Below are 12,830 nucleotides of genomic sequence, written 5' to 3'. Positions count from 1 at the left end.
GAGGCGGCCGTTCTCGCGATCGGTCGTTGATACAGAATACCGTCGATCGCCTTTTCAGGGATAGGAGGGTTCGATGTCGAACGAAGATGTTTCCGCAATTAAACGAGAATATGATTTATTGAAACAAGAGGTTGATGCCCTACAGATCGCCGTAATGGCCTCAAGACAACCTTGGTATAAGAGTATTCCAACAATTATATCAATAACAGCGCTTCTTTTTTCGTTTGGAACTACTGCCGAATCCTATTTCAGAACGAAACAGCAATCAGTTCACGCGGACCGACTGGAGCTTCGGTCTCTTCTGCAGAGACTCGCGGCTCTTCCAAAAGAAGATATAGAAATAAAACTTAAGCATTCTAATAATGTACAAAATATATCTGTTATATCTGGATTTATTGCTCAAGAAAACACTCTGTTGTCAAGGCAGGCCTCAGAAATTGCTAGTAAACTTTCCGATAGTCATGTCTCGGCTACAGAGTATTATGCAATAGCTATCGCTCTCGAGAATGCTTTCAATCTAAAAGGATCCAGGGATTTTTATACTAAAGCTATTAACTCAAAATCTGATATAACTGACAAAATAACTGCCTTAAGGGGTCGCGCAAATAATTACTTTAATACTGGAGACGCGCAATCTGGGAGGGTTGATTATCAAACGGCGCTGAATTTGTTTCCAAAAAACGATGCTATGTATAACGATTTTATCAGGAAGAGCTTTGATATTTGGACTGAAATTAACTGGTCTTACGCTGAGGCAAATATAGGCGACAAGGTAGCGGCGATTCAGCATTTGGACGCCGCGAAAAAACTCGTTGATAGTCTGTCGCCCGGGCCGGCTACCGCTCAGTTTGAGGCTAGTGTCCAGCAGGCGAGGGCTCTTTTTTTGGAAGAGAAGGCCCCTTTCGCGCCCGTGGCACCGCCGCAGTCTCAGAGCTTGGGCGGCGCCGCTCCAATCCCAGCCGCAAAAAAATAGACCTTTATGGTTTCTCTATAGGCCATGGGCATGATAGGAGCGGACTTACTTTTTGGATAGCCAATTGCAAGCGATACCACCTTGGACCGCGACCTTCACGACAAGCTCACCGCCTGGCGCCGCCATCTCCACGCCAACCCGGAACTGTCGCTGCAGGAGGCCAAGACCAGCGCCTTCGTGCGGGAGAAGCTGAAGGAACTCGGCATCCCCTTCGAGGCGAATGTCGGCGGGCATGGTGTGGTGGCGACGTTGCAGCGCGGCGCATCCGGCCGCTCGGTGGGGCTTCGCGCCGACATGGACGCTCTACCGATCGCGGAGGCGAATGACCTGCCCTACAAATCCGGCACGACCAACGTCATGCATGCCTGCGGCCATGACGGGCACACCGTCTCGCTGCTCGGCGCCGCGGCGCTGCTCGCCCGCGACGAGAGCTGGAGCGGCACGGTGCAGTTCCTGTTCCAGCCGGCGGAGGAGGGCTATGGCGGGGCGAAGGCGATGATCGAGGACGGCGTGTTCGAGCGCTTCCCGATGGAGCGTGTCTTCGGCCTGCACAACTGGCCGGGGCTGGAGGCGGGCACCGTCGCCGTGCATCACGGCCCGGTGATGGCCGAGCCTGGCAAGTTCAAGATCACGCTCAACGGCACGGCCGGCCATGCCGCCAAGCCGGAACTCACGCATGATCCGATCACGGCGATGGGGCATCTGCTCGTCGCGCTGCAGACCATCGTCTCGCGCAACATCGGCCCGATGGACAGCGCGGTCGTCTCGATCGGCCAGATCCATGGCGGGCTCGCCTCCAACCAGATCCCCACCAGCGTCTGGATCGAGGGCACCTACCGGGTCTTCACCGTCCCGGTGAAGGAGCGTGTGGTGGAGCGCATCCGCGCCATCGCGCAGAACATCGCCGCGACTTTCGAGATGCAGGCCGATGTCGATTTCACGATGGGAGGCCTGGCGACCATCAACACCCCGCTGGAGGAGGAGATGGCGGCGAGCGCGGCCAAGGCGGCCGGGCTGACGCTGCGCCGCGACCTGCCGGCGAACACCACCTCGGAGGATTTCTGCAATTTCCTCCAGCATCGGCCGGGCGCCTATGTCTGGGTCGGCAACGGGCCGGCGGTGAATGGCGGCGAACTGCACAATGACCGCTACGATTTCAACGACGCGATCCTGCCCGCGACCTCCGGTTGGCTCGCGGCCGTGGCGAAACAGGCGCTGACCAGCAACGCGCCCTGAAGGCGCCACGCCGTCATTGCGAGCGCAGCGAAGCAATCCAGCTGACCGGGCGGGGCGGTTCGGGTCTGCCGCCCCTGGATTGCTTCGTCGCTCCGCTCCTCGCAATGACGGGCGCGTCCTTTCAATACGGATTGATCGGGAAGAACCGCAGATAGAGGCGGGCATAGGTGCCGTCGTCCCACAGGCTCTGCAGCGCGTAGTCGATGGCGCGCTTCAGGGCCGGGTCGTCCTTGCGCAGCAGGAATGCGACGCCCTCGCCGAAATAGCGGCTTTCGAGATAAGGCCCGCCGGAGAAGGCGAATTCGCCGCCGCTGACAGCCAGCGCTAACGATAGCGCGACCCCGTCCGCGAAGATGTACTCGGCTTCGCCGCTGCGCAGCGCTGCCACGGCCGCATTGAGGTCGGCGCTCTCGCGGCGCTGGACGAAGGGCATCAGGGTTTCGAGGAAGGCCTGATGGGCCGTGCCGGAGACGACTGCGACGCGGCGGCCCTGGAGGGCTGCGCCGTCGAGTGCGGGCCGGGCATTGCCGCGGGTGGTGGCGAAGCGGGCGGGCGCGCGGAAATAGAGATGGCTGCGGGCAAAGCGCTCGCGCAGGGCCGGCGTCAGGTTCATCGCAGCGGCCAGCACGTCGCCGCGCCCTTCGGCGAGGGAGTCCAGCAGCGTGTCGAAGCGGCGCGGCTGGATGGTGCAGGTCCAGCCCAGCTTTTCGCAGGCGGCGCGGGCGAGCTCGACCGAGAAGCCGGTCAGCGTTCCGTCCGGTGCTGCGAAATGGAAGGGCGGATAATCATCGTCGGTCAGGAAGCGCACGACGCGCGGCGGCCCGGGCTCCGGCCGGTCGAGACGGATGCGCGGGTCCCAGAGATCGGGCACCTGGATGCGCGTCTGCTCCTGTGCCGTGGCGGTGGCGGCGAGCAGGACTGCTAGGAGGGGGGCTATCAGCGCGCGGAGCATGGCGGGATTTGGCGCGGGAACGGGCGAAGGATCAAGCGCCGATTCAGGCGTCATGCTGGGGCTTGATCCGAGCATCTCGGAAACCAGCGCCTTCTCGTCCTGAGATTCTCGGGTCGAAGCTGTGCTTCGCCCGAGAATGACGTGTCCGATTTCAGCCCAGGCTCGCCGCCGTCGCCTTCGCGCCCTTGTCGAACAGCGCGGCGAGATGAGCCTGCACAGCCTTAGTGAAGCGGGTCTCGCCCGGCAGATCGGTGCCGAAGATCGCCTCGATGCCGGTCAGGCTCGCGACCAGAGCCGGAGCATTACGCCCGGCGGATTCGGTGCGGCGCTTCAGCTCGGCTGCGAGCGGATCGCGCACGTCGATGGCTCCGCCCTTCTCGTCGGTGCCGGTGACGTATCGCATCCAGGCCGCGACGCCGAGCGCGAGATGGTCGATCGGGGCGCCGGCCTTCAGCCGCTCGCGGATCGTGCCGAGCAGGCGCTGCGGCAGCTTCTGCGAGCCGTCCATGGCGATCTGCCAGGTGCGGTGGCGGATCGCCGGGTTCTGGAAGCGGACGAGCAGCGCCTTGGCGTAATCGTCGAGCACGACGCCCTGCGGCGCCGGCACGGTGGGCATGATCTCGGCCCAGAGCCCTGCGAGGAAGCGGGCGAGGACCGGGTCTCCGCTCGCCTCGGCCACCGTCTCATGGCCGGCGAGATAGCCGAGATAGGCGAGCGAGGAATGGGCGCCGTTCAGCATCCGGAGCTTCATGAATTCGAAGGGGCCGACCTCGGAGACCATCTGCGCCCCAACTTCGTGCCAATCCGGCCTGCCATCGGCAAAAACATCCTCGATCGCCCATTGCCGGAAAGGCTCGCCGATGACCGGGGCGGCGTCCTCCACGCCGATCAGCCGCGCCACTTCGGCGATGTCGGCATCGGTCGTCGCCGGCACGATACGGTCGACCATGGTCGCCGGGAAGGCGCCGTTGGCCTCGATCCAGGCCGCCAGCTTGTCGTCGACGAGCGCAGCGAAATCGCGCACGAGGCCGCGCAGGACACGGCCGTTCGAGGGCAGGTTGTCGCAGCAGAGCGCCGTGAAGGGGCCGAGGCCCGCATCGCGGCGTGCCTTCAAGCCGGCGACCAGCATGCCGACAGCCGAGCGCGGCGCGGCCGGGTTGGCGAGATCATGGACGATGTCGGGATGGTCCGCCTTGAGGCGGCCGGTCGCCGGATCGTGGCAATAGCCCTTCTCGGTGACGGTGAGCGAGACGATGCGGGTCTCGGGCGCGGCCAGCCGCGCGACCAGCGCGGCCGGGCTTTCGGGCGCGACGAGCACGTCCAGAACCGAGCCGATGATGCGCAGCTCCGGGCCGGTGGGAGCGAGCTTCAGCAGGGTGTAGAGCCCGCCCTGCGGCTGCAGCCGGTCGCGCTGGTCCGGGCGCTGCAGGCTCGCGCCGACGATGCCCCAGGCACCGAAGCGCTTCTCGAGCGCGTCCTCGGTATATTCGGCGAGATGGCCGCGGGCGAAGGCGCCCAAGCCGAGATGGACGATGCCGGGGCTCAAGGCCGCGCGATCATAGGCCGGGCGGCGGATGCTCGCGGGCAGGCCGGCGAGGCTGGCGGGGGAGAGGCGGGTCACAGCTTGTACGCCTCCTTGGCGAGGCGGTAGGCGAGATCGTAGGCGACCTCGGCCGCCTCGTCCTCCTCCAGCCGATGCTCGGCGACCAGCCTGGCGAGATAGGTGCAGTCGATGCGCCGGGCGACGTCGTGGCGCGCCGGGATCGAGAGATAGGCGCGGGTGTCGTCGTTGAAACCGACCGTGTTGTAGAAGCCGGCCGTCTCGGTCGTCAGCTCGCGGAAGCGCAGCATCGCCTCCGGCGCGTCGAGGAACCACCAGCCCGGCCCGAGCCGGAGCGCCGGGTAATGACCGGCCAGCGGGGCGAGCTCGCGCGAATAGACCGTCTCGTCCAGGGTGAAGGCGATGACAGTGAGGTTCGGCTCGTTGCCGACGGCGTCGAGCAGCGGCTTCAGCGCGCCGACATAGTCGGTCGAGGTCGGGATGTCGCAGCCCATGTCACGGCCGAAGTGCTGGAACAGAGCCGGGTTGTGGTTGCGCCAGGAGCCCGGATGGATCTGCAGCACCAGCCCGTCGTCGAGGCTCATCTTCGCCATCTCGGTCAGCATCTGGCCGCGGAAGAGATCGGCGTCGGCGGCAGAGACCTTGCCCTTGAGGATCTTGGCGTAGAGCTTCTCGCAATCGGCGGCCGAGAGGTTCGCGGTGCGGGCCGTCGCATGGCCGTGGTCGGAGGAGGTCGCCCCGCGGTTCTTGAAATAGGTGCGCCGCGCGCGGTGGGCGGCGAGATAGCCGGTCCAGCTGCCGATATCCTCGCCGGTCAGCTCGCCGAACTGCTGCAGGTTATCGGCGAAGCCCTCGAATTCCGGATCGACGACGCTGTCGGGTCGATAGGCGGTGACGACCTTGCCGCCCCAGCCCGAGCTGGCGATCATGTCGTGCCATTTGAGGTCGTCGAGCGCGCCTTCCGTCGTCGAGATCGCCTCGATCTTGAAGCGCTCGAACAGTGCGCGGGGGCGCAGCTCAGGCTCCTCCAACTTCGCGGCGATGCGGTCATAGATCTTGTCGGCATTCTCCGGCGTCAGGCGCTCGGTGACGCCGAACACGGTCGAGACGGCGTGCTCGAACCAGAGCCGCGTGGGGGTGCCGCGGAAGAGATGCCAGTTGTCGGCGAAGAGGCGCCAGATCTTGCGTGGGTCGGTCTCGACCGGCCCGCCATCCTTGCGGGCGATGCCGAGCTGCTCCAGCTGCACGCCCTGCGAATAGAGCATGCGGAAGATGTAGTGATCCGGCTTGACGAAGAGCGTCGCCGGATCGGGGAAGGCGTTGTCCTCGGCATACCAGCGCGGGTCGGTGTGGCCGTGCGGCGAGATGATCGGCAGGTCGCGCACTGTGGCGAAGAGCCGTCGCGCAATGCCGCGCGTCACCGGATCGGCGGGGAAGAGGCGATCGTCGTGCAGCAGCATTGAGCATCTCCATCGGTCACGTTCCGGACCGTTTTCCGATCAGGCCAAACGTCATTGCGAGCGGAGCGAAGCAATCCAGGGAGACTTGGTCGAACGGTTCAGCCCGGTCTCCCTGGATTGCTTCGTCGCGTTGCTCCTCGCAATGACGCCTCCGGTCGGATGGGCCGACCTGATTGCATCATGCTCTAGAACCGCGCGCGGCGAGGGTCAATCGGGTGGTATACTAGTGCGCCAGATGCAGGGCTACGCTGTCGGCAATGCGGCTTCCGGACTTGCGCCCGCTCGGGCTCCCGCGCCACTCTCTCGCTCGTGTTTCGCCGGGGCTATTGCGATGACTGATCTTGCCGATCTGAGTGCTGCCGAACTGCTTGCCGCCTACAAGGCGCGCTCATTATCCCCGGTGGAGGTGACGGAGGCGGTGATCGCGCGCATCGCCGCCTGGGAGCCGAAGCTCGATGCGCTCTATGCCTATGACCCCGACGGCGCGCTGGCGCAGGCCAAGGCCTCCGAGGCACGCTGGCTGAAGGGCGAGGCGCTGCCGCTCGACGGGGTGCCGGGCACGATCAAGGAGAACATCCGGACGAAGGGCGTGCCGGTGCCGATGGGCACGGCCGCGAACGAGCTGTCGCCTGCTGCCAACGACGCCCCGCCGGCGGCGCGGCTGCGCGAGGCCGGCACGGTCATCCTCGGCAAGACCACCATGCCGGATTACGGCATGCTGTCCTCGGGCCTCTCCAGCTTCCACAGGCTTGCGCGCAACCCCTGGGATCTCAGCAAGAATCCGGGCGGCTCCTCTGCCGGCGCGGGCTCAGCTGCCGCGGCGGGCTACGGGCCGCTGCATGTCGGCACCGATATCGGCGGCTCGATCCGCCTGCCGGCCGGCTGGTGCGGGCTGGTGGGTTTGAAGCCCAGCTTCGGGCGCGTGCCGATCGATCCGAGCTATTACGGCCGCGTCGCCGGGCCGATGACGCGCACCGTCATGGATACGGCGCTGATGATGCGCGAGCTTTCCAAGCCCGATGCGCGCGACGGCATGAGCCTGCCGCCGCAGGAGATCGACTGGCTCTCGCTCGATGGCGATGTGAAGGGCCTGCGTCTCGGTCTCCAGCTCGATGCAGGTTTCGGGCTCGCTGTCGAACCGGAGACGAAGGCTGCGATCGAGGCGGCTGCGAAAGCCTTCGCCGACGCGGGCGCCATCGTCGAGCCGGTCGCGCCCCATATCACGCGGGCGATGCTGGACGGGCTCGACGCATTCTGGCGCCACCGTTCCTGGAGCGACATCGCTGCCCTGCCGGCGGAACGGCAGGCCAAGGTGCTGCCTTATATCTTCGCCTGGGCGCGGGGCGGCGAGGGGTTGTCGGGCGGCCAGGTCTATCGGGGGATGAGCCAGATGCTGGCGATGCGCGATGCCTCGCTGAAGGCGATCCAACCTTACGATTTCATCCTCTCCCCGGTCTCGCCAGTGGCGAGCTTCGCTGCCGAATGGGCCTCGCCGACCAACGATCCGGCCAAGCCGCTGGAGCACATCTCCTTCACGGTCGCGGCGAACATGTCCGACCAGCCGTCGATTTCCGTCCATGCCGGGCTGACGACGGGCGGGCTGCCGATCGGGCTGCAGATCACCGGCAAGCGCTTCGACGATCTCGGCGTGTTGCGGATGGCGCGCGCCTGGGAAGCGATGCGCGGGCCGGTCACCTGGCCGTCGCTGCCGCAATCACGATAAAAATCAGAGGAAACGCCATGGATCTGAAGCTGACGGGGAAGCGCGCGCTGGTGACCGGCGGCAGCAAGGGCATCGGGCGGGCGGTCGCCCGGCAGCTCGCGCTCGAGGGCGTCGATGTCGTCATCGCCGCGCGCAATGAGGCCGAGCTGGCGGAGGCGGCCGCGGCGCTGGCCAGGGAGAGCGGGCGCAAGGTGGTGGGAATCACCGTGGACACGGGCGACGATGCCTCGGTGAAGGCCGCCGTGGCCGGCGCGGTCGCGGCGCTCGGCGGGATCGACATCCTGGTCAATGCGGCGGCCAAGCCCGGCGGGCAGTCGGCGCCGCCGAAGCTCGCCGAGATCACCGACGCGCTGTTCTTCGACGATGTGAACGTGAAGGTGATGGGCTATCTACGCATGGCGCGGGAAGCTGCGCCCCACATGGCGGCGAACGGCTGGGGCCGGATCGTCAATATCAGCGGGCTCGCCGCGCGCTCGACGGGCTCGACCATCGGCTCGATCCGTAATGTCGCCGTCGCGGCGCTGACCAAGAACCTCGCCGACGAACTCGGGCCGAAGGGCATCAACGTCACCGTCGTCCACCCCGGCTTAATCCGAACCGAGAAGACGCCTGCGGTGGTGGCCGCGCGCGCAGCGTCGACCGGCAAGAGCCCGGAGGAGGTCGAGCGCGGCATGGCCGCCAACATCGTCATCGGTCGGCTCGTCGACGCTGCCGAGGTCGCCGACATCGTCACCTTCCTCGCCTCGCCGCGCAGCGTCGCGATCAACGGCGATGCCATCGCCTGCGGCGGCGGAGCCAAGGGCGCGATCCATTATTGAGAAACGTGGCCGTCATTGCGAGGAGCGTCAGCGCTCCGCTCGCAATGACGGCTGGCGACGCCGATCCTAGAACAGCGCTGTCGGCGCGAACTGGGCGAGGACCATCAGGGCGATGCCGAACAGACCGAGGCCGGCGCCGGTCCAGGCCAGCAGCCCGACTCCGGTGATGATGGCGGCTGAGGAAATGACGATCGCGATCTGCAGCAGGCCGGAGGCGATGTCGAACTTGTCGTCGCGGGCGGCGGCGATGTCGCGCCGGGCCTCGGCCTCCTTGGCGCGGGCGGCGAGCTCCCTGCGGCCCTCATTGGTCTCTGGCTCGGAATCATAGCGCGCAGCGGTCTGCTTCCAGCTCTCGATGCGCTTGCTCATCCGGTCGCGGGCGGCCTCGTCGGTCACGCCCGCGAGCTCGACCTCCATCGCCTCGACGGCGGTGCGAACGGTCGTGCCGCGGATCGTCTTGGCCTGGAAGAAGGCCCAGAGGTTCGAGGCCTCGATGTTCTTGGCGACGGCCTCCTGCTCGGCATTGCCGCCTCCGATCTCGGAGAAGGCGAGCATTAGGGCGAGCAGCGCGATCAGGAGCGCGATGCGCTTGTTGCCGCCCTCGGGCGTCTCTTGGTGGCCGGACACGAATCACCTCGCGGGACAGTTCGCGCGGCTGTTTAAGGCTTTCCGTAGGGGCAGCAAGGGGGCAGATCGCCGTACGCCCTTAGGGGCGCAAAATACCGATCTTCTTTCGTTTGAGCATCGGATCGTTCTCGAAAAGTGGGTTCCACTTTTCGGTCCGATGCTAGCGCCCCGCGCGGGGGTGGGCGGCGTCGTAGGCGGCCATCAGGCGGGTGGAATCGATGCGGGTGTAGATCTGCGTCGTCGAGAGCGAGGCGTGGCCGAGCAGTTCCTGGATGGCGCGAAGATCGCCGCCGCGGCCGAGCAGATGCGTCGCGAAGGAATGGCGGAGCGAGTGCGGCGTGGCCGAGGAGGGCAGGCCGAGCGCGCCGCGCAGCCCCTCGACCGCGAGCTGGATGATCCGGGGCGAAAGCGGGCCGCCCTTGGCTCCCACGAAGAGCGGCCCTTCCGGCGGCAACCGCCAGGGGCAGAGCTTGAGGTATTCGTCGATGGCCTGAACCACGGCCGGCAGCACCGGCACCATGCGGGCCTTGTTGCCCTTTCCGGTCACGGTGAGGCTGTCGCCCGCGCTTGTCGGCGCTTCGGCGCGGGTCAGCGAGAGCGCCTCCGATATGCGCAGGCCGCTGCCGTAGAGCAGGGAGAGAACCGCGGCGTCGCGGGCGAGAATCCACTGCTCGCGCTCCTCGCCGGCGCGGGTGTCGGCATCGGCGACGGCGCGGGCGGCACGCGGTTCGAGCGGGCGGGGCAGCGACTTGCCGAGACGGGGGCCACGCGTCGCGGCGAAGGCGGCGGCGGTGAGCTTGCCGCCGCGCTCGCCGAAGCGGGCGAAGGAGCGAAGCGCCGCCAGCTGGCGCATCAGCGTGCGATTGCCGACGCCATCACGCCTGCGCTGACCCAGGAAGGCGCGCAGGTCGACGGGCTTCAGCCCCGCGATGTCGGCCAGCGAGGGGGCGCCGCCGAGATGGTCGGTGAGGAAGGCGGTGAACTGGCCGAGGTCGCGGCCATAGGCTTCCAGCGTCTTCGCGGAGAGACGCCGCTCGCTGGCAAGGTGCGAAAGCCAGTCGCGCCGGAAGGCGTCGAGATCAGTGATGGCGGCATCAGTCATGGCGGCGCTCTCCGTCATGGTCGGGCTTGTCCCGACCATCTACGTCTTCCGCCGCCGATCGCGGTGTTCAAGACGTGGATGCTCGCCACGAGGGCGAGCATGACGGCGGGTTGTCGCCCCGACCATGACGCTCCCGCCTTAACAGGTCGCGAATCGGTGCTAGAGACAGGCACGATGGACGAGACGGCGGACATGCTTGCGGGCGGCACGGTCGAGGTGCTGATCCCGCTCGGGCTCGACCAGGCCTATAGCTACGCCGTGCCGGCGGGGCTGACGCTTTCGCCCGGCGATGTCGTGCAGGTGCCGCTCGGGCCGCGCGAGACGGTCGGCGTCGTCTGGGAGACGGGCAGCGGGCGCGGCGGCAACCTCAAGGCGGTTACGGCCAAGGTCGACATGCCGCCGCTCGACCCGGCGCTGATGAAGCTCGTCGATTGGGTGGCCTGGTATACGCTGGCGCCGAAGGGCTCGGTGCTGGCGCTCGCGCTGAAACGCCCGCCGGACGATACGCCGGAGCGGCCCAAGCTCGGCGTCAGGCTGGCGGGAGCACCGCCGGCGCGGATGACACCGGCGCGCGCACGGGCCATCGCGGCGGCAGAGGGCGGGCTGCTGATCGCGAAATCGGCGCTGGCGGAAACGGCGTCGGTGAGCGCGGCAGTGATCGATTCCCTCGTCGACGCCGGCACCTTCACCGTGGAAGCCATGCCGCGCGAGGCCATCGCCGCGTTGCCCGATCCCGCGCATGCCGTGCCGGAGCTGTCCGAAGGGCAGGCCGAGGTCGCGCGAGCGCTTGTCGAAAGCGTGGCGGCGCGCAAGTTCAGCGTCTCGCTGCTCGAAGGCGTCACCGGCTCGGGCAAGACGGAGGTCTATTTCGAGGCGGTGGCGGAGGCGATCCGGCGGGGCCGCCAGAGCCTGATCCTGATGCCGGAGATCGCGCTGACGGCGCAGTTCATCGACCGCTTCGAGGCGCGCTTCGGGGTGAGGCCCGGCCTGTGGCATTCGGCGGTGAGCGGGCGACGGCGCGAGCGGCTGCAGGCCGCCATCGCCTCAGGCGAGGCGAGGGTGGTGGCCGGGGCGCGCTCGGCGCTGTTCCTGCCCTATAAGGACCTCGGCCTGATCGTCGTCGATGAGGAGCACGAGGCTGCCTACAAGCAGGATGACGGCGTCACCTACCATGCCCGCGACATGGCGGTGGTGCGCGGGCGCATCGAGGACGCGCCGGTGGTGCTGGCATCCGCGACGCCTTCGCTGGAGACGCGCGTCAATGCCGAGCGTGGCCGCTACGCCCATCTCAAGCTGCCGGAGCGCTTCGGCGGGCGGGAGTTGCCTAAGCTCGGCCTCGTCGATTTGCGCCGCGACAAGCCGGAGCGCGGGCGCTGGCTCTCCGGCGCGCTGATCAAGGCCGTCGAGGCCAATCTGGAGGCGAAGGAGCAGTCGCTGCTCTTCCTGAACCGGCGCGGCTATGCGCCGCTGACGCTGTGCCGGGATTGCGGCCACCGCTTCCAGTGCCCGAACTGCTCGGCCTGGCTGGTGGACCATCGCTTCCGCCGGGCGCTGGTCTGCCATCATTGCGGCCATGTCGAGCGCCGGCCGCATGAATGCCCGCAATGCCACCAGCAAGAGAGCCTGATGGCCTGCGGACCGGGCGTCGAGCGGCTTGCCGAGGAGGTCGCGACGCTTTTTCCACAGGCACGCGGCATCGTGCTCTCCAGCGATTTTCCCGGCGGGACCGAGCGGCTGAAGCAGGAACTCATGGCGGTGGCCGAGGGCGAGTTCGACATCGTCATCGGCACGCAGCTCGTCGCCAAGGGGCACAACTTTCCCGGCATGACGCTGGTCGGGGTGATCGATGCCGATCTCGGCCTGACCTCGGGCGATCCGCGCGCCGCCGAACGCACCTTCCAGGTGCTGCGGCAGGTCACGGGCCGCGCAGGGCGAGGGGAAAAGCCCGGCCGCGCCCTGCTTCAGACGCATGACCCGGAGCATCCGGTGCTCAAGGCGCTGATCTCCGGAGACCCGGAGCGGTTTTATGCCGCAGAGGAGGCCTCGCGGGAGGCGGCGGGGCTGCCGCCATTCGGCCGGCTCGCGGCGCTGATCGTCTCGGCGAACAGCCAGGCCGAGGCCGAAAGCCATGCCCGCGCTCTGGCGCGCTGCTCCGAGGCCGGAGACGCAATCATGGTGCTGGGGCCGGCAGAAGCGCCGCTTGCGGTGCTGCGCGGGCGCCATCGCATGCGACTGATTGTCCGGACGGGGCGCGAGATCAACCTGCAGGATTACCTGCGCGGCTGGCTGAAACGGGCGCCCCGGCCCAAGGGATCGGTGAGGGTCGCGGTCGATGTCGATCCGCAAAGCTTCCTTTGAAGCGCTGAAAGGAGCGGTGA

At 67.0% G+C, this 12,830-nt stretch carries 10 protein-coding genes; 5 read left to right on the top strand and 5 right to left on the bottom strand.

Features of this window, described 5'->3' with window-relative positions; all coding sequences use genetic code 11:
* Positions 1-73: 73 nt before the first annotated feature.
* Positions 74-973, top strand: coding sequence for a hypothetical protein (locus BoBH3_RS03185; RefSeq protein WP_262329294.1), 900 nt, complete (start codon positions 74-76; stop codon positions 971-973).
* Positions 974-1,054: 81 nt separating this feature from the next.
* On the top strand, positions 1,055-2,209 hold the full coding sequence (locus BoBH3_RS03180; RefSeq protein WP_262329293.1) for an amidohydrolase: 1,155 nt from the start codon (positions 1,055-1,057) through the stop codon (positions 2,207-2,209).
* A 121-nt stretch (positions 2,210-2,330) separates the two neighbouring features.
* Here BoBH3_RS03180 and BoBH3_RS03175 read toward each other — a convergent pair whose 3' ends face one another.
* The 3 genes from BoBH3_RS03175 to uxaC all read right to left on the bottom strand — a co-directional run bounded on the left by BoBH3_RS03175 (position 2,331) and on the right by uxaC (position 6,182).
* Positions 2,331-3,161 carry a transporter substrate-binding domain-containing protein gene (locus BoBH3_RS03175; RefSeq protein WP_262329292.1) on the bottom strand — a complete coding sequence of 277 codons (831 nt, stop codon included), beginning with the start codon at positions 3,159-3,161 and terminating at the stop codon, positions 2,331-2,333.
* A 151-nt stretch (positions 3,162-3,312) separates the two neighbouring features.
* Entirely contained in the window at positions 3,313-4,782 is a 1,470-nt protein-coding gene (locus tag BoBH3_RS03170) for a mannitol dehydrogenase family protein (protein ID WP_262329291.1), read from the bottom strand.
* A complete protein-coding gene (uxaC, locus tag BoBH3_RS03165) occupies positions 4,779-6,182 on the bottom strand; it encodes a glucuronate isomerase (protein WP_262329290.1) in 1,404 nt (467 codons plus the stop codon). The genes BoBH3_RS03170 and uxaC overlap by 4 nt, the downstream gene beginning before the upstream one ends.
* 331 nt (positions 6,183-6,513) lie before the next feature.
* On the opposite strand from uxaC, the gene BoBH3_RS03160 reads away from it, so the two are divergent.
* Together BoBH3_RS03160 and BoBH3_RS03155 are read left to right on the top strand one after the other, a co-directional pair.
* Complete coding sequence (locus BoBH3_RS03160; RefSeq protein WP_262329289.1) at positions 6,514-7,905, top strand: amidase; 1,392 nt, start codon at positions 6,514-6,516, stop codon at positions 7,903-7,905.
* A 17-nt stretch (positions 7,906-7,922) separates the two neighbouring features.
* Positions 7,923-8,723, top strand: a complete 801-nt coding sequence (locus tag BoBH3_RS03155) for an SDR family oxidoreductase (protein WP_262329288.1) — start codon at positions 7,923-7,925, stop codon at positions 8,721-8,723.
* Between the two features lie 66 nt (positions 8,724-8,789).
* Here BoBH3_RS03155 and BoBH3_RS03150 read toward each other — a convergent pair whose 3' ends face one another.
* Complete coding sequence (locus BoBH3_RS03150; RefSeq protein ID WP_262329287.1) at positions 8,790-9,350, bottom strand: DUF4337 domain-containing protein; 561 nt, start codon at positions 9,348-9,350, stop codon at positions 8,790-8,792.
* A gap of 160 nt (positions 9,351-9,510) precedes the next feature.
* Entirely contained in the window at positions 9,511-10,452 is a 942-nt protein-coding gene (locus tag BoBH3_RS03145; RefSeq protein ID WP_262329286.1) for a tyrosine recombinase XerC, read from the bottom strand.
* 174 nt (positions 10,453-10,626) lie between these two features.
* Between BoBH3_RS03145 and BoBH3_RS03140 the strand changes: the two genes are divergently transcribed.
* The gene (locus BoBH3_RS03140) at positions 10,627-12,810 is read left to right on the top strand and encodes a primosomal protein N' (RefSeq protein ID WP_262329285.1); all 2,184 of its coding nucleotides are present in this window, start codon (positions 10,627-10,629) and stop codon (positions 12,808-12,810) included.
* Positions 12,811-12,830: the final 20 nt, after the last annotated feature.

The organism is Allobosea sp. BH3, assembly GCF_025499465.1.
In the GTDB taxonomy this organism is placed as follows: domain Bacteria; phylum Pseudomonadota; class Alphaproteobacteria; order Rhizobiales; family Beijerinckiaceae; genus Allobosea.
Note: the sequence above shows the minus strand (reverse complement) of the source record. Positions and strands in the feature narration are given on the sequence as shown.

Excerpts from the sequence above, each read along its gene's own strand:
- BoBH3_RS03175 (WP_262329292.1), bottom strand. The coding sequence starts at position 3,161 with ATGCTCCGCGCGCTGATAGCCCCCCTCCTAGCAGTCCTGCTCGCCGCC.
- BoBH3_RS03140 (WP_262329285.1), top strand. The coding sequence starts at position 10,627 with ATGGACGAGACGGCGGACATGCTTGCGGGCGGCACGGTCGAGGTGCTG.
- uxaC (WP_262329290.1), bottom strand. The coding sequence starts at position 6,182 with ATGCTGCTGCACGACGATCGCCTCTTCCCCGCCGATCCGGTGACGCGC.
- BoBH3_RS03145 (WP_262329286.1), bottom strand. The coding sequence starts at position 10,452 with ATGACTGATGCCGCCATCACTGATCTCGACGCCTTCCGGCGCGACTGG.
- BoBH3_RS03185 (WP_262329294.1), top strand. The coding sequence starts at position 74 with ATGTCGAACGAAGATGTTTCCGCAATTAAACGAGAATATGATTTATTG.
- BoBH3_RS03160 (WP_262329289.1), top strand. The coding sequence starts at position 6,514 with ATGACTGATCTTGCCGATCTGAGTGCTGCCGAACTGCTTGCCGCCTAC.
- BoBH3_RS03155 (WP_262329288.1), top strand. The coding sequence starts at position 7,923 with ATGGATCTGAAGCTGACGGGGAAGCGCGCGCTGGTGACCGGCGGCAGC.